This window comes from Thiomicrolovo immobilis (genome assembly GCF_039645955.1).
Classification (GTDB): domain Bacteria; phylum Campylobacterota; class Campylobacteria; order Campylobacterales; family Sulfurimonadaceae; genus Thiomicrolovo; species Thiomicrolovo diazotrophicus.
In genome coordinates this window covers 103,110-121,673 of the sequence record NZ_CP147916.1, presented here as the reverse complement: position 1 = coordinate 121,673, position 18,564 = coordinate 103,110, and the positions used below count along the sequence as shown (strand labels likewise).

Sequence of the window (18,564 nt, the reverse complement as noted above, 5' to 3'; positions counted from 1 at the left end):
AAACGGATCGGGGGGAACGCGGGGTTACCGCCGCTCGACGACAGCGTCGAGTTCGAGACGATAATGCGCGGGCTGCGGGTTCAGGCGGTAGCCGAAGGCGACGATCAGGGCGACGGAGCGGGCGGGCTCCAGCGCAAGCAGCGCTTCGACCTTCGCCTTTTCAAACCCTTCGATGGGACAGCTGTCGATCTGCAGCGATGCCGCCCCCGTCATCATGTTCGCCGCGGCCAGGTAGCACTGCTTGTGCGTCCACGCTTCAATCGCTTCGCGGCTGTGGAACTGCGGCCCCATATGGTCGGCGTAGACGCCGAGGTAGCGCTCGTAAGCCTCCTCGGGCAGTCCCCGCCGCGCGAACATCTCCCGGACGTACGCCGTGCCCGGTTTGATGCACTCGTTGTCCGCCGTGATAATGAGCAGGTGGCTGGATTCGGTGATCTGGGGCTGGTTCCAGCAGAGCGGGCGCAGGGCCTCGCGCAGGGCCGTGTCCGCCACCACGAGAAAGCGCCACGGCTCCATCCCGAACGACGAGGGGGACATCCGACCGAATTCGAGGACCTGTTCAAAGGTCGCTTCGGGGATCTTCTGTTCCGAAAAACGTTTACAGGCGTGGCGGAAGGCCATTGCATCGGCAAAATCAGGCACCGAGTCTCCTTTGGACGGCATGGACGGCATCGTCCAGCTCGAAATAGAGCGGGTTCTGCCCGCCGATCTGCGGCAGATGCGCACGGTACTTCAGATAGACGCCCCACGGGCCGGGCGATTTGTGCGGCCGGCCGCGCTTGTGCAGCTCAAAACTGACGCTGGCATTGATCAGCCCTTTGAGCAGCAGGATCTCCGGCGTCTTCTGCGAGCGCACGGGGAACCAGATATCTTCCAGGGCCTCGTGGGCGTCGTAGTAGCGCTCCTCGTCCAGGCAGGTAAGAAAGGCGTCGACGTGTTCACGCGTCAGCATTGTCTTTAACCTGAAGGTATTTGCGCCAGTAGCCGCGCCCGCCCCGCAGGGAGATGCAGTGCTTGCCGGGGAACCGTTTGCGGAACTCCGGCAGACGCTCCTTGGAAGCCTTGCCCGTATCGCAGTAGAAGACGAAAACGGAGCCCTCCGGCTCCTGCTCCAGCATCGGCGGATTATATGTGACCGTCTCGGCATGGTCGATGGGGTTGAGGATCGTGTCGATCAACAGGACCTTGACACCTTCGGCCTCGAGACGCTTCTTTTCGCGCAGGTACTCTTCCTGCGTCCATTCCAGGGGAAATTCACTCATGGCGACACTCTAGCAGGGGCGGGTTGAAAGAAACGTTAGTGTCGCATGTTATTCTGACACCATCCGGTTTCTTTCATAAAAGGGCCGCCGGAACGGCCCTAGAGGTCCACCCCGTCCCAGAACTCATCGTAATCGAGGTCCGTCATCGGGTCCATCTCCTGCGCGGCTTTGTGCAGGAGCTGCTGTTCGGCCGCTTCGAAATACCTCTGCAGGGCCTCCTTGATAATGACGGCGGGCTCTTTTTTCAGCAGAGCGCTGTAGGTCTGAAGCGCTTCGACCGTTTCGTGGTCGAGAACGAATTTGATCTCTTCGTGCATCCGGGTCTCCTCATGCATAGAATCATGGCAGAAACTATAACGGATTTTACCCGCAAGCCGCTACAATGGCTTATGGCAAAAAAGAAAAAGAAGCTGACCCGCCTTAACGCCTCCATCCGCCGCTATTTCGACGGGGACGGATTCGACGAAGGGATCGAACGCGTCGACACGGCGACCCTTGGCGAGCTCGTCCAGACGCTTGGATGCATCCCCGAGAGCTGGGAGCGCGAGGAGCTTGTCCGGACGCTCCGGCGCCTCTGGAGCGATGCCGATATCGACCTCCGGCAGGCGATCACGGCCTTCTTTACCGCCGAGGGGCGTGTCTACCCCTCCCCCAACACCAAAGAACCCTCCGTCGAACGCAGCGAAAAGATCGATGCGATTTTGGAGACGATGGACGTCACCCCCTCCGAGGCCCGCGCCCTGCACAACAGCTTCATCGAAGTGCGCACGAAGAAGATCACACCCGAAAAGATGGAGGCGAAACTCGCGCACCTGCGCTTCGAGCAGAAACGCGCCCGCATCGAAAAAGCGTGCGAGGGGCGTTTCGACCTTGACGACCGCTTCGAGTTCAACGCTCTGCTCGATTACGACATCTTCGGGGAGCAGTTCCGCAAGATCCACCCCCTGAAGACCCCCGCCTTCTCTTTCACCTACCTCAACGACAGCGACGAGGCGGAGCTGGTCATGGAAATCACGGCGGCCAAGGCGGAAGTGACGCAACAGAAGCAGGCCGAACTGACCGTATTCCTCTCCTCTCTCGACGCTTCCCACCCCTACCTGAGCCCGGAGCAGATCGTCCAGACCCTCAAAAGCGCGCCGCCCGACGGCCGCCTTACCCGCCCACCGCTGCCCGACAGCCTCCTGCGCACCGTCCTGGAGCGGCAGACGCCGCTCAGCACGATGCTGCAGACGGATGAGGAGATCGTTTTGGGCATTCGCGACGGCTTCACCCCGGAGGGGTTCAAACACCCCGTCGAGCACGAAGCCCATCTCTCGTTGCTTCGCGACCCCGTCCTCGCCGCCGTCTGGCGGGGCGAACCGGTCGAGGTGACCGGCGGGCTCGATACGGCGCTTCAAAACGAACGGGACGCCTTTACGTCGCAGCTACAGACCCTCGCCGACGAGTGCGCCGAACTGGCAAAACTATTGAGCCCCTCCCGCGATGAGATCCTGCAGTGGCTGGAGGGGGAGCTCGCCGAAGACCTCGGCGACCACCTGGGCATCAATTCAAAACTCTGGCGCAAAACCCTTTTTCACTGGGAACGCCACATCCACGACGCCCTCTTGAAGCGCCAGCGCCAGGAGCTGCTGGGCCGCACCATCCGCGACTTCAAAAACCTCTTCCCCCTTGCCCGCGAACTGCGCCGCAAGCTCATCTTTTACACCGGTCCGACCAACAGCGGGAAGACCTGGCGGGCGATGCAGGCACTGGAAAAAGCCGACACCGGCTACTATCTCGCCCCCCTGCGGCTGCTGGCGCTCGAGGGGTACGAGTCCCTGCGCGAACACGGTATCGGGGCCTCGCTCATCACCGGGGAGGAGCAGCTTATCGACGAGGAGGCGACGCATATCAGCTCCACCATCGAGATGCTCGATTTCAACACGGACGTCGACGTCTGCGTCATCGACGAGGTCCAGATGCTCGGCGACCGGGACCGGGGATGGGCCTGGGCGAACGCCATCATCGGCGCCCCCGCCAAGACCGTCATCATGACCGGTTCGGAGAATGCCGTCGACGCGGTGCAGAAGCTGGCCGACTACCTCGGCGAACCGCTGGAGATCGTGCATTGCGAACGCAAGAACCCGCTGGAGCTGATGACCCACGCCACCCCCGTCACCCATATCCAGCCCGCCACCGCCGTCATCGCCTTTTCGCGCAAGGAGGTGCTGCGGCTCAAGCAGCAGCTCGCCCAGCACTTCCGCGTCAGCGTCGTCTACGGCAACCTCTCCCCCGAAGTGCGGCGGGAGGAGGCGCGCCGTTTCCGCGAAGGGGAGACGGAGGTCCTCGTCGCCACCGACGCCATCGCCATGGGGCTCAACCTCCCCATCCAGACGATCCTCTTCTCCCGGGGCGACAAGTTCGACGGCGAGAACCAGCGCCCGCTGACCGCTTCGGAGATCCACCAGATCAGCGGGCGGGCGGGCCGCTACGGCATCAAGGAGAAGGGGCACGTCGGCGCGATCCGCCCCGACGTCCTCTCCATGATCCACAAGCAGTTCCACAAACCCGCCCGCCCCGTGACGGTCCCTTTCAACGTCATGGCCAACCTGGAGCACATCAAGCTCGTCGCGGGGATTTTGGAGGAGGAGTCGCTCGCGGAGATCCTCACCTTCTTCGTCAAGAACATGCAGTTCACCGGACCCTTCCGCGCCGCCAACCTCGAGTCCATGCTCGAAGCGGCCGCCATCGTCGACCGCTATGAGCTCGACCTGACGGCGAAGTTCCACCTCGCCGCCGCGCCGCTGACGCTCAAGTCACCCTATATCGTCGCGGCGTACGAGCGCTACGTGCGTTCGCTGGCCCAGGCCAAGCCGATCGCCTATATTCCCCCCGCGCACCTGGGCGAATACGCCCTCACGACCGACGAGCTCCTCGAAGCCGAGGACCGGGTCAAGGAGATCTCGCTCTACCTCTGGCTCGCCTACCGCTTCGCCGACGCCTTCGTTGATACTGACAAGGCCCGAGAATGGCGCGGCACCCTCAACCGGTTCATCGAAACGTCCTTGAAGAAGAGCGAGTTCGTCCCCCGCTGCCGCCAGTGCACAAAACCGCTGCCGCTCAACTCGGAATACGCCATCTGCCAGAGCTGTTTCCGCCGCCTCAACCGCGAAAAACGCACTGCAAGCCGTACCAAAGAGCGAAAATTCCGGACATAGCCGCTCCCCAAGGAGAAGATCATGCAAAAATCGACCGCCGCCATCCTCGGCCTCTTTATCTTTCTCGGGCTCGGGCTTTTCGGCTACCTGCTCTCCACCGCCGCACTGACCGTCAAGGGGATGGAGCGGGTCGTCACCGTCAAAGGGCTGGCCGAACGGGAGGTCACCGCGGACAAGGCGATCTGGCCCATCAAGTTCGAGGAGGCGGGCAACGACCTCGGGACACTCTATACGACCGTCGAGCGCAAAAGCGCTGCCGTCACCGCTTTTTTGAAGGCACACGGCTTCAGCGAGGGTGAGATCACCGTCTCGCCGCCCTCCATTGTCGACCGTCAGGCCCAGAACTACGGCAATTCGGCCAATATCGCTTTTCGTTACACGGCCGCAACGGTCGTCACCGTCTATACCGAACGCATCGACGCCGTCCGACAGAGCATGAAAGAGATCGTCAACCTGGGCAAAGACGGCATCGCGCTCTCCGGCCAGAACTACGAGCACCGTACCCAGTTCCTCTATACCGGACTCAACAGCCTCAAGCCCTCCATGATCGAAGAGGCGACGAAGAATGCCCGCGTCGTGGCCGAGAAGTTCGCCAAGGACTCCGCCAGCAGCCTTGGCAAGATCAAGACCGCCCGGCAGGGGCAGTTCTCCATCACGGACCGCGACAGCTCCACGCCCTATATCAAAAAGGTCCGTGTCGTCTCGACGGTCAGCTATTATCTTTCGGATTGAAAAAGAGCGATGCGTTGCATCGGTTCTGCTCTCCCTTAAGCAATTAATATATATACTGAGTTTATATAACAGATTTATCTGACTTATATTAGAGGGAATTCTTCCCCGCCAGTCACTTCAAAGTCTGTTTGAGGAGGCATGAAATGCAAACAGTTAAGACAATAGTAGCCTCACTGCTAAGCGTGGCTGCGGCAATAACCATCTTCGGTTGCGGGGGTGGCGGAGGCGGAAGCAGTATCCCGGATATTGTGTTGTTCCAGTTCTCCGGTGATGCCAACGGTTACGAACTCTGGAAAAGCGACGGGACAGCAGAAGGCACTGTACTCGTCGAAGACATCAATCCCGGTACAAACGGCAGTTATCCGGATGCCATTACCTACAGTGATGGCACCTTCTACTTCAATGCCATAGACGCAACAAACGGCCGGGAGCTCTGGAAGAGTGACGGTACCAGCGCCGGAACCGTCCTTGTCAAAGACATCTACCCCGGTGTAAACGACAGTAATCCGATTAAATTCAACGATGTCAACGGCACTATCATGTTCCGGGCCTTCACTAGTCTCGGACACGAACTCTGGAAGAGTGACGGTACCGAAGCCGGTACCGTCCTGGTCAAGGACATTTACCCCGGTAGCATCGGCAGTTTTCCGAACTTCCCCGCCGTCCTCAATGCTACCCTCTTCTTCAGGGCCGGCGATAACAGTGGACACGGCACTGAACTCTGGAAAAGCGACGGCACTGCCGACGGTACTGTACTGGTCAAGGATATCTATTCCGGCAGCGGAAGCAGTAACCCGGCAGAGCTCACCCCCCTCGGAAACACCCTCTATTTTCAAGCTGATGACGGGACCAGCGGCTACGAACTCTGGAAGAGCGACGGCACCGAAAACGGCACACTCCTCGTCAAAGACATTGCCCCCGGCAATGTCGGCAGTAGCCCAGCAGAGCTCACCGTCGTTGGTAGCACCCTCTATTTTATAGCCGATGATGGAAGCAGCGGCTACGAACTCTGGAAAAGTGACGGGACCGAAACCGGTACTATGATGGTCAAGGATATCTATACCGGTGTGAGCACCAGCCAGCCCTATGCCCTCACGGATGTCAACGGTACACTCTTCTTCACCGCTGACGACGGCGTTCACGGCAACGAACTCTGGAAAAGCGACGGGACCGAAACCGGTACCGTCATGGTAAAAGACATTTACAGCGGCAGCTCCGACAGCACAGCCGATGAGCTTTTCAACATGAACGGCACCGTCGTTTTCCGCGCCAGTGACGGGACGCACGGTTATGAACTTTGGAAAAGCGACGGTTCCGAAACCGGTACCGTCATGGTGAAGGACATTTATAGCGGCAGTACGGGCTCATACCCGCTCTCTTTCATCATGGTAAGTGACACACTGCTCTTCTTCGCCACCGATGGCGAGAGCGGCGGCGTGTGGAAAAGCGACGGTACCGAAGCGGGAACGGTGAAACTCAAAGCGGGGAACTACCCGGATTAACCCCGCGGGCGGAATCTTGCCAGCGCCGCGCGAACAGGCAAGGCACGTCTATTTCAGTAGGTCGCTGTAGTCGTAATGGTAGGGGCGCAGGTGCAGTTTGCCGCCGCGCATAAGGATACGGCTGTCCTCTTCCGCCCGGGATTCAAAACGCTCTTTGACCCGTTTGCGGTGCTTTTTGCCGTACCCCTTTAACTTCATGAAGTCCTTGAGGGAGACGAGATCGTCAAAGTCGTCGTCCGCGAACGGGTCGGCGCTGTCTGCCGTCACCTCTTCGTTGGCGTCATCTTCGTCGGCGCCCTCGTCGATTATGCCGTCTTCGAACTCCTCCTCGGACAGCGGTTCGGGGGCGGCTTCGACGATCTCCGCCGAGACCGCCTCTTCGACGACGGCCGCGGCCGCCTGTTCGGGCAGCAGTTTCGACGCAAAGACCTGCAGCACGTTTTTGAGCTGCTCGTCGCGCTCCTTGTAGATCTGCTCGACCTTTTCGCGCTCGGCGATCAGCATCGCTTCGCGCTGGTCGCGGAGGCGGTTCACTTCCGCCTCGAGCTGCTCGTTCTTCGTCTTGAGACGCTCGTTCTCTTTCTCGATGTAATCATGGAAACGGCTGTCCGCCGCCGGTGCCGGTTTGGCGTCGGAGAGCAGAACGTACTTCACGCCGTTCTCGATAATGCTGTTGAGGGTACCGCGGCGGATCCGGTTGTGGATCGCCTCTTTGGAGACCTTAAAATGTTCCGCCGCCTCCGCGACCGTCATCTTGGACATCACTCGCTCCTTTCAGCGCATGTTTTCAAAGACGAGCGGAGCTTCCCACTCCATCCCGCGGATCGCACGGATCGCTTTTTGCAAGTCATCAAGCTGCTTGCCTTTGACCCGGATATGATCCCCTTCGATCTGCGCCGTCACCTTGAGCTTGAGGTTCTTGATCTCGGCGGCGATCTTTTTCGCCTCTTTGGCCTCGATGTAGTCGACGACTTTGAAGACCGTTTTGCGGTTGCCGCCGCTGCTGTCTTCGACGCCCTGCTTGTCCAGGACGTTCGACGTCAGCCCCCGTTTGAGCAGTTTGCCGATGACGATGTCCTCCAGGGCCTCGAGTTTGTTGTCGCTGGCGCTTACTAACGTCAATGTTTTGGCTTTTTCGCTGTAGTCGATATCGGCGGTCAGCCCCTTGAAGTCATAGCGGGTCGCCACCTCGCGCTCGGCCTGGACGATCGCGTCTTTGAACGCCTGCATATCGATCTTGGCCGAAATATCGAAACTGTGCTCTTTCGCTGCCATATAACACCTCTGTTTGTTATTCAAACCGATTATAACAAAATGAGCTTAAGGGGTTTGGCCGCGGGGGCTGCCGCCGGGAAGGAAAGGTTAAAAACTCGGCGCTCCGAAGTCCAGCCCCCCGAAACCGCCCATCATGTTCGGGTCCATAAACCCCTCCATGCCGCTTTTGGAGCGCAGCATGTTGATGTCCTGCTTTGGCGCGATCCCCTGGGGACAGACGGGGACGCACTCGTTGCAGAGCGTGCAGTCCCAGATGCCGTTTTGCTGGACGGCCTCGAGCTTGCCGCGCACATCCGCCGTCCGGGCGTCGCTGACATAGCGCCAGCTGCGCGTCAGGGCAAACGGCCCCTCGAAATCCGGCTTGACGGCGTAAACGGGGCAGGCGCTGTAGCAGGAGCCGCAGAGGATACAGTCGCTTTGCAGCTCATTCGCCTTCTCCTCCGCGTGCCCCATGCGGATCGCGCCGCTGACCGGGTCGATCCAGGCCTGCGCCCCGGCATTGAACGCCAGAGGACGGTCCATATTGACAACGAGGTCCCGGAGCACCTCGGCGTTGCGCAGCGGTTCGATGAGATCGCCGTCGGCAGGCTTGTGGCTGCAGGCAAGGGCTTCGGTGCCGTTGACCCGCACGGCGCAGCTGCCGCAGACGCTGGAGCGGCAGCCCGAGGCAAAGGTCAGGGTCGGGTCGACGTGCGTCTTGATGTGGGTGAGAAGCTCCAGCAGCGTTCCTTCGACATCGACGTCATAGGTGACGGTTTCGGCACCTCTTTTGACAGCAATTTTCATCAGTCGCACCACTCCACTTCGTTGTCATCCTCGTCATCCCAGTAGGGATCTTCGCACACCGCGTCCTCCCACTCCTCCGGGTCCTCCTCGAGGAAATCCTCATCAATATCATCCGAACAGATCATTGGAAATCGAAACATAGTCCCTCCTCTTTGATGCAGCTGAGCGAATGCACGGCCAGGGCGGCATCCGCTTCCGGGAAATCGCCGCGGTAGTGCGCCCCCCGGCTCTCTTTTCGGCGCAGCGCCCCCTCCGCCACCGCTTCGGCCACGGTCAGCAGGTTGACGAACTCCAGGAAATCCGTCCGGTTGGTGTTGTAAGCCCCGCTGCGGTCCGCAACGCCCATCTTCGGCAGCTCCGCCTGCATTGTCTTGACCGCCTCCAGGGCTCCCTGCAGTCCTTCGGCATCGCGCACCAGGCCGACCTGCTCGTAAAAGAGCGTCGCCAGGCTGTCGCGGCGGGCATAAAAATCGACCTCCGGGGCCTCATTGAAGCACGCTTCCAGCTCCGGGGCCTCCGCCGCGGCCGACGGCGCAACCCCGTTGCCGCTCTTTGCCGCTACTGCCGCGTTCGCCCCCGCCTGGCGGCCGAAAACGATCAGCTCCAGCAGGGAGTTTCCCCCGAGGCGGTTTGCGCCGTGGACACGGTGGTTGGCGCATTCCCCCGCGGCGAAGAGTCCCGCAACAGCGGTCTGCGAATCCGCACCGACCTCGATGCCCCCCATCGTGTAGTGGGCGACCGGCTTGATCGGAATGGGTTCGGTGACCGGGTCAACCCCTTCGTAGCGCTGCGCGAGCTTGCGTTCCTGGGGGAGTTCACCGTCGATAAACGCTTCGCCGAGGTGGCGGATGTCGAGGGTGACCCTCTCGCCCGCCATGATCTGGTCGTGGATGGCCCGCGCCACACGGTCGCGGGGAAGGCACTCGTCAATAAAGCGCTCCCCTTTGCCGTTGAGCAGGTAACCGCCCGCGCCGCGCGCACTTTCGGAAATGAGGATGGAGGAGCCCGCCAGGCCCGTCGGGTGGAACTGCACGAACTCCATGTCGCTAAGCCGCGCGCCGGCCCGCAGCGCCGCCGCATGGCCGTCGCCGCTGCTGCCGGCGGCATTGGTCGAGTGGCAGCCGTAGAGCTTACTGTAGCCGCCGGTCGCGAGGATCACTGCCCCGGCCATGTACACCTCGACCTCGCCGCTGCGGACATCGAGCACCTTCACGCCGCAGGCCCTATTGCCTTCCACGATGATGTCGAGCAGAAAGCGTTCGTTGTAGAAGGGGATACCCGCGCGGTTGCACTGGTCAAAAAGCGTATGCAGGATCTTCAGTCCGCTGTAGTCCTGGGCATAACAGGCCCGCGGAGCGGAGGCGCCGCCCAGACGCCGCTGGGCGATCTGCGCATCGTCGTTACGGCTGAAGGGCACCCCGATCGCATCCAGCCAGTGCAGCGCCTCGATCCCCTCGCTGCAGAGCGCCGCGACGGCTGCTTCGTCGGCCAGCCCCTGGGCGGACTTGAGCGTGTCGGCGATGTGCGCCTCGACGCTGTCATCGCCCGCGTGGCCCAGCGCCGCGTTGATGCCCCCCTGCGCCATACAGGTCTGCGACCGCGTGGGGTAACTCTTGCCGAGCACCGCCACCGTTGCCCCCGCCGCTTTGGCGGAGAGTGCGGCCGCCATGCCCGCACCGCCGCCGCCGACTACTAATACATCAACCATTCCGCTCCTTTAAAGGCCGCAATTTACCGCGCATCATAACCTAGGAAGCGTTGCGTCCGATTTAAAGAAAACCGCTTTCCTATTCGTCAAAGATTTCCGCAACGCTGCGGCGGGACGCGCCGATCTTTTCGATCCGGCCGAACCCGATAAGGAAGTAGGTCTCCTTGGTGACCACCTCGTCGATGCCGCCCTGCGCGTTATAACCGATCAAAACGCCGTATTCGTCCTCGTCTTCAAGCTCGAAAGAATCGAGCTGCACGATCCGCCGGATCGTCGGCGTATGGAAGGTCTCCTGCAGTTCACTCAGGGCGGACACTTCCGGTCTGCCGATATACATTTTGCGTTCCTTCTTGGCCAAACCGACGGGTTTGATCTCCACCCGCGTCCGATCTTTGAGCAAGGAGGGAATGTTCAGCACGACGGAGAGGGCGTCGTAGGGGCTGTAGAAATCGAGGACCTCTGTCTTGCGCTTGATTTTCTGGGTCTGCTTCTCCACCAGGCGCATGCTCATCGCGTCGAAGGTCGTCTCCGTCACCGTCTCGTTCTTGTCCTGGAAACGCGTCACGGTTTCGGCCTCGTGGTCGAAAACATATACGTTGGATTCGGTCGTTTTGTCGTTCGTCTGGTAGAGCTCGAAGGTATCGGAAACGTACAGGCCGTCTACAATGCGCCCCCGGCTGACAAAACGGTCCCGCTCATGCCCGGAGATTTCCGCGGCCAGCCCCGTAGCGTAATCCTCGACGATCATACGGTACTCATCCCCGCGCTCGGCGATGGTGATCTTCGCCTCCCCGACCTTCCCGAAGAGCGAAAGCATCACCTTGTAGCGGGTCGTCTCCGCCTCCGAACCCATCAACGCCGATAAAAAAACAAACAGCAACAGCAGACTTTTCATACGCACATTATAGTACAATCACGGCATGAATTCCGCCATCGTCTCGGTGCTGGGGATCTACCTCTTTATCGGCGTGGGCTACCTGGCCAAACGCAGTTTCAAAGAGCAGATCGACGAGCGCACCATCACCCTGCTCTCGGTCTACTTCCTGCAGATTTTCCTGACGCTGTGGGGGCTGCTCAAACGCCCCATAGACACGACGCTGCTACAGACGCCGCTGCTCTACATCGGCATCACCCTCTCCCTCGTCGCCGTGACAATGTTCGCCTCGCGGCTGCTCTTTGCCGACGTGAAGGAGCGTTCCATCGCCACGGTCGCCGCGCTGATCGGCAATACGGGCAACCTCGGCATCCCGCTGGGCATTGCGCTCTTCGGCGAGGAGAGCGTCCCCTATACGACCATCATCAACCTCGCCAACGTCTTTTTCGTCTACACCTTCGGCGTCTACTACTACTCGCGCGGCAATTTCAGCGTACGTGATTCGCTGCTGAACATCGTCAAACTTCCCGTGCTTTGGGCCGCCCTCGTCGCCATCGCCCTGAACCTCGGCGGCTACCGCCCCTCCGGGACGGTCGAGGAGACGCTAACGATGGGTGCCTACGCGTCGATGGTGATGCAGCTCGTGCTGTTCGGCATCTACCTCTACGACACGAAGATCACCGAACTCAACCGCGTGCTGATCGGCTGGGTGAACGGCCTGAAGTTCCTCGCCGTCCCCGCCGTCACCTACGCCATTTTGTCGCTGACGAACCTGCCCGAAATGGTCAAAGGCATCCTCTTCATGGAGATGCTGATGCCCCTCGCCGTCGCCAACGTCAACCTGGCATCGCTGTACGACTGCCGCCCCAAGGCATTGACGGCCCTCGTCTTCATCACCTCCGTCCTCTTCCTGGGGATCATCTTCGCCGCCATGCGCTACGTGCCGTGGCTGACCATCTGACTGTCAAAGGAGAAGCTATGCTTGAACTGACCGATACCACCTACTCGCAATTCGTCACGGACATGGACCAACCACTGTTTATCGACTTCTACTCCCCGACCTGCGGCCCCTGCCAGCAGGTACTGGCACAACTGCCCGCCCTGGAGAAGCATTTTGAGGGCAAAGCGGTGATCGCCAAAGTCGATGTCACCCGCAACCCGAAGCTCGCCGCCAAATACGAGATCCGCAGCGTCCCGTTCTGCGTCAGCATCGGGGCGAAAGACAAGATGGTAAAGGATTATGAACTGGGTGCCGCCGCGCCGGCGCGCTATATCCGCATGATCGAGAAAGCGCAGGGGAAAGGGCTCCTGGCCCGGCTGTTCGGAAAGTAGCCTACTTTAGTCGGTAGATATTTTCGTCGGGTACGATGCAGAAGACTTCGTGGATGCGGGTGTCATACCGCTCTTTGACGACGACTTCCATGCCCAGGGACTCCGCATGGGCTTTGAGCTCGGGGAGAATGTCATCGTTGCCCGTCGTGATCTCGACGAGCAGATCTCCCTTGTAGCCCGAATAGGTACGGATGTCGCGGATGGGAAACTCAAGGGCAAAGCGGATCATCTGCTTGCGTACGTCGGAGAGCTCCTCGTGGGACGCCTCCAGCGTCGACGCCGACTTGCCGTACTGCCGCTGCATGAAATGCGGCATCTCCTCTTCATTTTTGTTTTGGTCGTCCGCCATCGTCGCCTCCTTGCTTTTTCACATAGTATCATATTTGCCGGCCGTTTCACTATAATGGTAACCATGAAGACACCGCTATGGACCATCCCCAACACTCTCAGTCTCTTCCGTCTGGCCTGTGCCCCGTTTCTCGTTCTCTCGGGGCTCGCGGAGAGTGCCGTCCCCTTCTTTACGATCCTCTCGCTTATGCTCGTTTCCGATGCCCTCGACGGCTTCCTGGCCCGCCTGCTCCACCAGACAAGCGTGCTGGGGGCGAAGCTCGACAGCTACGGCGATTACGCCACCTATATGGCCGTCACCCTGGGAGCCTGGCTGCAGTGGCCCGAACGCATCGAGCGCGAGGCCCCCGTCATTCTCCTGGCCGTCGCCGTTTTTATCCTGCCCGCCGTGGCAAGCATCCTGAAATTCAAACGGTTTGCCAGCTACCACACCTGGATCACGAAACTCTCCGCCATACTGATGAGCCTCGGGATCTTCGCCCTGCTCGTCTTTGACCTCTCCTGGCCCTTTTACGTCGCCGTGGCAGTGCTTATGCTTGAAGCCGTAGAAAATATCGCCATCACGCTGACTCTCGACGCCCCGGAGACGGACATCCACTCCTGGTGGCATCTGCGTAAACGGCGCTAGAACGCCTGCGCGATGAGCCAATAGCGCGCGACCCGCAGCGTCCCGGCAATAAGGGTAAACCAGACGATGTTCAGCCGTACCAGGCCCGCGACGAGGGTCAGCGGGTCCCCGATGATCGGCAGCCAGCTCAGCAGCAGGGCCGCATAGCCGTAGCGGTGCCCCACCGCGAGCGCTTTGCGCCCCGTTTTGCTCGCTTCCAGTTTCGTATGGCTCTTTTCGTAGAGCCAGAAGCCGAGCAGATAGTTGACCAGGATCGCAAGGATGTTCCCCGCGGAGGCCGCCGTCAGCGCCGTCGGAACCTCCATCCCGGCCGACAGGGCGGCAGCGAAGGCGGCTTCGGAACTGAAAGGGAATAGCGTTGCGGCGAGAAAAGCGGAAAGGAACAACCCCAAAGGGCCGTAAATGTCAGGCATCGACGAAGGTGCGGATGTTGTCAATGACCTTGGCGATCAGCGCATCGCGCGCCTCGACGGAGGTCCAGGCGATGTGCGGGGTGATGTAGAGGCGCTCTTTGTGCTCTATTTCCATCAGCGGATGACCCGCGCTCATCGGCTCTGTTTCAAGGACGTCGAGGCCGACATAGAGCGGTTTGGCGTCGATGATGGCCGCGAGAGCGCGCTCGTCGACGATCCCGCCGCGGCCGAGGTTGAGCAGCGTCGCCCCGTCTTTCATGATGAGCAGCTCGGAGTGGCCGATCAGCCCCCAGGTCGCGGCGTTGAGCGGCGCGTGGATCGAGACGATATCGCTCTCCTCGAGCAGGCGGCTCAGGGTCACTTTTTCATAGTCGCCGTTGGCATTTTTGCCGGAGGTGGAGTAGTAGCGCACCTCCGCCCCGAAGGCCTTGGCAACGGCAGCGACACCCCGGCCGATCTCGCCCAGCCCGATGATCCCCCAGGTCTTGCCCTTGATCTCGTGGAAAGGGCGGCCGACATGGGTGAAAACCTCGCTACGCGCCCAGTCGCCGTTTTTGACGTAGCTGTCGTAGTAACGGCTGTGGCCCAGGAGGTAAAAAAGCATGGAGAAGGTGTGCTGGATAACGGAATCGGTCGAGTAGCCGGCGACGTTTTTGACGGCGATGCCGCGCGCTTCGGCGGCGGGAATATCGACGTTGTTCGTCCCCGTCGCCGCCACGCAGATCAGTTTCAGCGTCGGGACCGCGGCCATCATCTCCTCGGTGATAACGACCTTGTTTGTGACGATAACGTCGGCGTTTGCGATGCGCTCCGCCGTCTCTTCCGGCGCCGTCGTCTCGAAGGCTTCGACCTCGCCGAAAGCGTCAAAACCGCCGAGGTCCGTCTCGCCGAAGGTGAGGGTATCGAGCAGAACGATTTTCATCAGTGGTCGCTTACTTTCTCGATAATGGTCCGTGCCTTGGCCAGCGCGGCCTCCGGCTCGTCATAGACCAGGGCGACGGCGAGGCGGCGGCCCGGGTGCGACTCGGGCTTGCCGAAGACGCGCACATAGCTGTTGTCATCAAAGAGCGTATCGTCGACATCGACGACCGGGGCGAAGGATTCCGCCGTCGCCTTGTACGCCGCCGAGGCGCCGCCGCCGTAAAAGGTGAAGCCCAGCGGCAGACCGAGGACGGCGCGCAGGTGCAGGGCGAACTCGCTCTGGCTCTGGGTGATGAGGGTGACCATGCCCGTGTCGTGCGGGCGCGGACTCACTTCGCTGAAGTAGACCTCGTCGCCCTGGATAAAGAGTTCGACGCCGAAGATGCCGCGACCGCCGAGGCCGTCGGTAATCGCCTTGGCGATCGCCTGTGCCCGCTCCTTGGCCACGTCACTCATCTGCATCGGCTGCCAGCTGAAGACGTAGTCGCCGTCGCGCTGAATATGGCCGATGGGCTCGCAGAAGACCGTCTCGAACCCGTTGCGCGCCGTGAGCATCGTGATCTCGTAGTCAAAGGCGATAAAGGCTTCGACAATGAGCTCGCTCGCATCGCCGCGCGCCTCTTTGGCCATCTCCCAGGAGCGGTCCAGGTCCGCTTCGCTCTTCATGACGCTCTGGCCGTGGCCCGAGGAGCTCATGACCGGCTTGACGACACAGGGGTACCCGAGGCGGCCCGCCGCCGCTTCCAGCTCTTCGCGGGTTTTGACGAACTCGTACGGCCCCGTTTTGAGCCCCAGCTCCTCCGCGGCGAACTTGCGGATGTTCTTGCGGTTCATCGTTTTGTTGACCGCTTCGGCGTTCGGGATGACATGGAACCCTTCCGCTTCGGCCTTGAACAGCGCATCGATGCTGATCGCCTCGATCTCGGGAAGGATAAAGTCGGGCATCTCGGAGCGGATCAGCTCCAGCACCGCCTCGGTGTCCTGCATGTTCACAACGTGGGAGCGGTGCGCGACCAGGTGGGCGGGTGCGCCTTCGTAACGGTCGACGGCAATCACCTCGATCCCCAGGCGCTGCGCCTCGATGGCGACCTCTTTGCCGAGTTCACCCGAACCCAGCAGCATGATACGAACGGAATTGCTTTTTAACGGCGCGGTAAACAGCATCGTAAGATCCTTAAAATCAGATGCCTAATTGTAACGAAGGGAGCTAAAAAAGAGCGGTGTCCTACTCGTGGTAATGGGCGCAGGTGGTATAGTCGAAATTCTTGATGAGATTGGCAAGATCCGCGATACTGATGGGCTCTTTCAGGCGGCGACGGTTGTGGTGCTCCACGCAGTAGGCGCACCCTTTATGTTCGCTGTAGTCGTCGCTGGCGCTGAGGATGATGACCCGCTGCTTCGGGTCGAGCGTGTCCATCAGTTTCAGTGCTTCCACACCGGCCTCGAGAGCGAAATCGACGATGACAATGTTGTATCTGCCGACGGCGTACTTGGCTTTGAAGTCCTCGAAGGTATAGACGTAATCGACATGGTGGTGGTACTGGTCATGCAGGAGCTCTTCTCTGGCGTACGTGGCAAGGCCCTGTTTGTCAATAAGGAGGAGGTTCATTGTGGGAGTATCCAAAAAGCCCGGAGGCTTTCGGGATTAGAGGCGTGACTCGTAACGACGCATCATATACAGACGTTTGAGCATTTTCTTGCGAGCTGCAATTTTCTCTTTTTTACGCTTCTCGGTTTCCGTTTCGTGGAAACGGCGAGCACGCGCTTCCGTAACGACGAGGTTACGGTCAGTCTGCTTTTTGAAGCGACGGTACGCAGCATCGAAGTTGTCATCTTGACGAAGAACGATACCTGGCATTCACATCACCTACTTTCTTTAAAATTTGGACGCGAAGTATAACACAATCCGCATCCGAATGCAAAGGGCCCCTTATTCCCAGACGAAAACGCGCATCGGCGTGTCGTCGCGGTTGGCCCACTCTTTCATCGACGCATCATAGAGTTTCGCCTGTGCAAACCCGAGCACGCGGTGCACGACGAAGTAGTTCATCGACGCCTCCAGCCCGCCGGTGCAGTAGACGATGAGCGGCGCGTCCTTATCAAGTCCCAGCCCCTCTTCCAGCATCGCCGAGAGCTCCACTTTCGGCTTGAGACGGTTGTTCGGCGTCACGTTGTAACGCCAGAAGTAGCTGTGCGCCCCGCTGATGTGCCCGGCGCGCTTCAGCACCCCCTGCTTCTCGGCCCCGAAGTAGAACACCGCCGGGCGCGAGTCGATCATCGCAACTTTCCCCCGGGAGGCTTTCACCTCATCGAGCGTTGCGATCATCCCGGCGTCGGTCGCGACGGTAACGTCGCCGGAACCCTCCGCCGTCGCCGTATCGGAGAGCTTCCCGCCCGCGGCGGTGTAGGCGGAAAGGCCGCCGTCAAGCAGGGCGCTCTTTTTGAACCCGGCATACTCCATCGCCCAGAGCACGTAGGTCGCGCGCAGCAGGTCCTTGTTATCGAGGTGGTGGGAGTAGACGACGACTTTGGAATCGCTGCCGATCCCCAGGCGGCGCATCTGTGCCTGCAGCGCCGCGGCGCTGTGCACCTCGGCGTGCTTGCCAACCCCATGACGCCAGAGCTCGATAGACGCATTGCGGGCCCCGGGAATGTGCCCCTCTTCATAAGCTTCCGGCGCGGAAACATCCACAATCACGAGGTTTTTATCCCCCGCGTGCTTAACGAGCCATTCGCCCGTCACCACTGGTTCCATCGCCGCGAGCGTTACTGCCAGCGCCATCAGCATCATCAGATTACGCATCGGTTTTTGCCTTTTCAGTAAAGATGTTCACGTTTGAAATACTCCTGCGGCACCCCGCAGAGCGGACACGCTTTCGGCGGCTTCTTACCGCGGTGGATGTGACCGCACACCTCGCAGACCCAGATCTCCTCGTCCGCGCTCGCAAAAAAGCCGTCATCAATCATCGCCTGTTTCAGCGCGGCGTATTCACGTTCGTGCTCGACCTCGACCTTGGCGATGGCGTTGAAAAGCCGGGCGAGGGCCTTGTGCCCCTCCTCCTCGGCGATCGCAGCGAAGTTGGGGTACATCTCCGTATGTTCGTAGTGTTCCCCCTCCATCCCCGTCTCGAGGTTCTTCATGGTGGCTTCGAGCTCCTGCCCCTCCATCATCTTGTGATAGGCCTTGTATTCGGCCCGGGCATGCCACATCTCGTTGAGCGCTGCTTCGCGGAAGTGGCGCTCGATCGCATGCCACCCTTCGTCGCGGGCGATGTCGGCAAAGAGGTCATACTTGTTGCGCGCCATCGACTCCCCGGCATAGGCCTTCATCAGGTTGACGGCCGTCAGGTTGTCGGTGACGCACGCCATCTCCTCGCCGCAGCAGGTCAGGGTGCCCCCGCCGACATGCTGTACTTCCACTTCATTCCCGCAAACGCTGCATTTATAGGTCTCGTACTGTTTCATCTTCTGTTCCTTCTCTCCCGGCGGTCTCCCCGCCGCGCAATGGCACTCCGGGCGAAACGGCCCGGCGCCGGCCTCAAGACAATCAAAACAGTCACCATTATAGAACGTTGGCTCTTTTCCG

At 60.4% G+C, this 18,564-nt stretch carries 24 protein-coding genes; 6 read left to right on the top strand and 18 right to left on the bottom strand.

Features of this window, described 5'->3' with window-relative positions:
• Positions 1-24: 24 nt before the first annotated feature.
• The 4 genes from WCX72_RS00645 to WCX72_RS00630 all read right to left on the bottom strand — a co-directional run bounded on the left by WCX72_RS00645 (position 25) and on the right by WCX72_RS00630 (position 1,579).
• Positions 25-642, bottom strand: a complete 618-nt coding sequence (locus WCX72_RS00645; RefSeq protein WP_345970303.1) for an NAD(P)H-dependent oxidoreductase — start codon at positions 640-642, stop codon at positions 25-27.
• Entirely contained in the window at positions 635-952 is a 318-nt protein-coding gene (locus WCX72_RS00640) for a DUF309 domain-containing protein (RefSeq protein ID WP_345970302.1), read from the bottom strand. Before WCX72_RS00640 ends, WCX72_RS00645 begins: the two co-directional genes overlap by 8 nt.
• Complete coding sequence (locus WCX72_RS00635) at positions 939-1,262, bottom strand: hypothetical protein (protein ID WP_345970301.1); 324 nt, start codon at positions 1,260-1,262, stop codon at positions 939-941. The genes WCX72_RS00640 and WCX72_RS00635 overlap by 14 nt, the downstream gene beginning before the upstream one ends.
• A 98-nt stretch (positions 1,263-1,360) precedes the next feature.
• Positions 1,361-1,579 (bottom strand): hypothetical protein, encoded by a 219-nt coding sequence (locus WCX72_RS00630; RefSeq protein WP_345970300.1) that lies wholly within the window; start codon positions 1,577-1,579, stop codon positions 1,361-1,363.
• Between the two features lie 72 nt (positions 1,580-1,651).
• Here WCX72_RS00630 and WCX72_RS00625 point away from each other — a divergent pair, with 72 nt between their 5' ends.
• The 3 genes from WCX72_RS00625 to WCX72_RS00615 all read left to right on the top strand — a co-directional run bounded on the left by WCX72_RS00625 (position 1,652) and on the right by WCX72_RS00615 (position 6,693).
• A complete protein-coding gene (locus tag WCX72_RS00625) occupies positions 1,652-4,459 on the top strand; it encodes a helicase-related protein (protein ID WP_345970299.1) in 2,808 nt (935 codons plus the stop codon).
• Between the two features lie 21 nt (positions 4,460-4,480).
• Positions 4,481-5,191 carry an SIMPL domain-containing protein gene (locus tag WCX72_RS00620; protein ID WP_345970298.1) on the top strand — a complete coding sequence of 237 codons (711 nt, stop codon included), beginning with the start codon at positions 4,481-4,483 and terminating at the stop codon, positions 5,189-5,191.
• A 251-nt stretch (positions 5,192-5,442) separates the two neighbouring features.
• Positions 5,443-6,693, top strand: a complete 1,251-nt coding sequence (locus tag WCX72_RS00615; protein WP_345970297.1) for an ELWxxDGT repeat protein — start codon at positions 5,443-5,445, stop codon at positions 6,691-6,693.
• A gap of 48 nt (positions 6,694-6,741) precedes the next feature.
• On the opposite strand, the gene WCX72_RS00610 is transcribed toward WCX72_RS00615, so the two are convergent.
• The 6 genes from WCX72_RS00610 to WCX72_RS00585 form a co-directional block, all read right to left on the bottom strand.
• Positions 6,742-7,455 carry a hypothetical protein gene (locus WCX72_RS00610; RefSeq protein WP_345970296.1) on the bottom strand — a complete coding sequence of 238 codons (714 nt, stop codon included), beginning with the start codon at positions 7,453-7,455 and terminating at the stop codon, positions 6,742-6,744.
• Between the two features lie 12 nt (positions 7,456-7,467).
• On the bottom strand, positions 7,468-7,968 hold the full coding sequence (locus WCX72_RS00605; protein ID WP_345970295.1) for a YajQ family cyclic di-GMP-binding protein: 501 nt from the start codon (positions 7,966-7,968) through the stop codon (positions 7,468-7,470).
• Between the two features lie 87 nt (positions 7,969-8,055).
• Complete coding sequence (locus WCX72_RS00600) at positions 8,056-8,754, bottom strand: 2Fe-2S iron-sulfur cluster-binding protein (protein WP_345970294.1); 699 nt, start codon at positions 8,752-8,754, stop codon at positions 8,056-8,058.
• Positions 8,754-8,894: a hypothetical protein gene (locus tag WCX72_RS00595; RefSeq protein ID WP_345970293.1), complete on the bottom strand. Its 141-nt coding sequence runs from the start codon at positions 8,892-8,894 to the stop codon at positions 8,754-8,756. Before WCX72_RS00595 ends, WCX72_RS00600 begins: the two co-directional genes overlap by 1 nt.
• The gene (locus WCX72_RS00590; RefSeq protein WP_345970292.1) at positions 8,876-10,462 is read right to left on the bottom strand and encodes an FAD-dependent oxidoreductase; all 1,587 of its coding nucleotides are present in this window, start codon (positions 10,460-10,462) and stop codon (positions 8,876-8,878) included. The genes WCX72_RS00595 and WCX72_RS00590 overlap by 19 nt, the downstream gene beginning before the upstream one ends.
• 79 nt (positions 10,463-10,541) lie before the next feature.
• Entirely contained in the window at positions 10,542-11,357 is an 816-nt protein-coding gene (locus tag WCX72_RS00585) for a DUF3108 domain-containing protein (protein WP_345970290.1), read from the bottom strand.
• 25 nt (positions 11,358-11,382) lie between these two features.
• Between WCX72_RS00585 and WCX72_RS00580 the strand changes: the two genes are divergently transcribed.
• The gene (locus WCX72_RS00580; protein WP_345970289.1) at positions 11,383-12,297 is read left to right on the top strand and encodes an AEC family transporter; all 915 of its coding nucleotides are present in this window, start codon (positions 11,383-11,385) and stop codon (positions 12,295-12,297) included.
• Between the two features lie 17 nt (positions 12,298-12,314).
• Positions 12,315-12,668 carry a thioredoxin domain-containing protein gene (locus WCX72_RS00575; protein ID WP_345970288.1) on the top strand — a complete coding sequence of 118 codons (354 nt, stop codon included), beginning with the start codon at positions 12,315-12,317 and terminating at the stop codon, positions 12,666-12,668.
• A 1-nt stretch (position 12,669) separates the two neighbouring features.
• On the opposite strand, the gene WCX72_RS00570 is transcribed toward WCX72_RS00575, so the two are convergent.
• A complete protein-coding gene (locus tag WCX72_RS00570) occupies positions 12,670-13,017 on the bottom strand; it encodes a hypothetical protein (protein WP_345970287.1) in 348 nt (115 codons plus the stop codon).
• A 63-nt stretch (positions 13,018-13,080) separates the two neighbouring features.
• Between WCX72_RS00570 and WCX72_RS00565 the strand changes: the two genes are divergently transcribed.
• Positions 13,081-13,644, top strand: a complete 564-nt coding sequence (locus tag WCX72_RS00565; protein ID WP_345970286.1) for a CDP-alcohol phosphatidyltransferase family protein — start codon at positions 13,081-13,083, stop codon at positions 13,642-13,644.
• Here WCX72_RS00565 and WCX72_RS00560 read toward each other — a convergent pair.
• The 7 genes from WCX72_RS00560 to WCX72_RS00530 form a co-directional block, all read right to left on the bottom strand.
• Complete coding sequence (locus tag WCX72_RS00560; RefSeq protein WP_345970285.1) at positions 13,641-14,057, bottom strand: DedA family protein; 417 nt, start codon at positions 14,055-14,057, stop codon at positions 13,641-13,643. The two genes, WCX72_RS00565 and WCX72_RS00560, sit on opposite strands and share 4 nt — an antisense overlap.
• The gene (locus WCX72_RS00555; protein ID WP_345970284.1) at positions 14,050-14,979 is read right to left on the bottom strand and encodes a D-2-hydroxyacid dehydrogenase; all 930 of its coding nucleotides are present in this window, start codon (positions 14,977-14,979) and stop codon (positions 14,050-14,052) included. The genes WCX72_RS00560 and WCX72_RS00555 overlap by 8 nt, the downstream gene beginning before the upstream one ends.
• On the bottom strand, positions 14,979-16,142 hold the full coding sequence (gene purT / locus WCX72_RS00550) for a formate-dependent phosphoribosylglycinamide formyltransferase (protein WP_345970283.1): 1,164 nt from the start codon (positions 16,140-16,142) through the stop codon (positions 14,979-14,981). Before purT ends, WCX72_RS00555 begins: the two co-directional genes overlap by 1 nt.
• A 61-nt stretch (positions 16,143-16,203) precedes the next feature.
• Positions 16,204-16,587: a hypothetical protein gene (locus WCX72_RS00545; protein WP_345970282.1), complete on the bottom strand. Its 384-nt coding sequence runs from the start codon at positions 16,585-16,587 to the stop codon at positions 16,204-16,206.
• A 36-nt stretch (positions 16,588-16,623) separates the two neighbouring features.
• Positions 16,624-16,836 carry a 30S ribosomal protein S21 gene (rpsU, locus tag WCX72_RS00540; protein ID WP_345970281.1) on the bottom strand — a complete coding sequence of 71 codons (213 nt, stop codon included), beginning with the start codon at positions 16,834-16,836 and terminating at the stop codon, positions 16,624-16,626.
• Between the two features lie 72 nt (positions 16,837-16,908).
• Positions 16,909-17,781, bottom strand: coding sequence for a rhodanese-like domain-containing protein (locus WCX72_RS00535; RefSeq protein ID WP_345970280.1), 873 nt, complete (start codon positions 17,779-17,781; stop codon positions 16,909-16,911).
• 14 nt (positions 17,782-17,795) lie between these two features.
• Positions 17,796-18,443 (bottom strand): ferritin family protein, encoded by a 648-nt coding sequence (locus WCX72_RS00530; protein WP_345970279.1) that lies wholly within the window; start codon positions 18,441-18,443, stop codon positions 17,796-17,798.
• Positions 18,444-18,564: the final 121 nt, after the last annotated feature.

Coding starts and splice junctions, on each gene's coding strand:
- WCX72_RS00640 (WP_345970302.1), bottom strand. CDS start 952: ATGCTGACGCGTGAACACGTCGACGCCTTTCTTACCTGCCTGGACGAG.
- WCX72_RS00635 (WP_345970301.1), bottom strand. CDS start 1,262: ATGAGTGAATTTCCCCTGGAATGGACGCAGGAAGAGTACCTGCGCGAA.
- WCX72_RS00630 (WP_345970300.1), bottom strand. CDS start 1,579: ATGCACGAAGAGATCAAATTCGTTCTCGACCACGAAACGGTCGAAGCG.
- WCX72_RS00625 (WP_345970299.1), top strand. CDS start 1,652: ATGGCAAAAAAGAAAAAGAAGCTGACCCGCCTTAACGCCTCCATCCGC.
- WCX72_RS00620 (WP_345970298.1), top strand. CDS start 4,481: ATGCAAAAATCGACCGCCGCCATCCTCGGCCTCTTTATCTTTCTCGGG.
- WCX72_RS00610 (WP_345970296.1), bottom strand. CDS start 7,455: ATGTCCAAGATGACGGTCGCGGAGGCGGCGGAACATTTTAAGGTCTCC.
- WCX72_RS00605 (WP_345970295.1), bottom strand. CDS start 7,968: ATGGCAGCGAAAGAGCACAGTTTCGATATTTCGGCCAAGATCGATATG.
- WCX72_RS00600 (WP_345970294.1), bottom strand. CDS start 8,754: ATGAAAATTGCTGTCAAAAGAGGTGCCGAAACCGTCACCTATGACGTC.
- WCX72_RS00595 (WP_345970293.1), bottom strand. CDS start 8,894: ATGTTTCGATTTCCAATGATCTGTTCGGATGATATTGATGAGGATTTC.
- WCX72_RS00590 (WP_345970292.1), bottom strand. CDS start 10,462: ATGGTTGATGTATTAGTAGTCGGCGGCGGCGGTGCGGGCATGGCGGCC.
- WCX72_RS00585 (WP_345970290.1), bottom strand. CDS start 11,357: ATGAAAAGTCTGCTGTTGCTGTTTGTTTTTTTATCGGCGTTGATGGGT.
- WCX72_RS00580 (WP_345970289.1), top strand. CDS start 11,383: ATGAATTCCGCCATCGTCTCGGTGCTGGGGATCTACCTCTTTATCGGC.
- WCX72_RS00575 (WP_345970288.1), top strand. CDS start 12,315: ATGCTTGAACTGACCGATACCACCTACTCGCAATTCGTCACGGACATG.
- WCX72_RS00570 (WP_345970287.1), bottom strand. CDS start 13,017: ATGGCGGACGACCAAAACAAAAATGAAGAGGAGATGCCGCATTTCATG.
- WCX72_RS00565 (WP_345970286.1), top strand. CDS start 13,081: ATGAAGACACCGCTATGGACCATCCCCAACACTCTCAGTCTCTTCCGT.
- WCX72_RS00560 (WP_345970285.1), bottom strand. CDS start 14,057: ATGCCTGACATTTACGGCCCTTTGGGGTTGTTCCTTTCCGCTTTTCTC.
- WCX72_RS00555 (WP_345970284.1), bottom strand. CDS start 14,979: ATGAAAATCGTTCTGCTCGATACCCTCACCTTCGGCGAGACGGACCTC.
- purT (WP_345970283.1), bottom strand. CDS start 16,142: ATGCTGTTTACCGCGCCGTTAAAAAGCAATTCCGTTCGTATCATGCTG.
- WCX72_RS00545 (WP_345970282.1), bottom strand. CDS start 16,587: ATGAACCTCCTCCTTATTGACAAACAGGGCCTTGCCACGTACGCCAGA.
- rpsU (WP_345970281.1), bottom strand. CDS start 16,836: ATGCCAGGTATCGTTCTTCGTCAAGATGACAACTTCGATGCTGCGTAC.
- WCX72_RS00535 (WP_345970280.1), bottom strand. CDS start 17,781: ATGCGTAATCTGATGATGCTGATGGCGCTGGCAGTAACGCTCGCGGCG.
- WCX72_RS00530 (WP_345970279.1), bottom strand. CDS start 18,443: ATGAAACAGTACGAGACCTATAAATGCAGCGTTTGCGGGAATGAAGTG.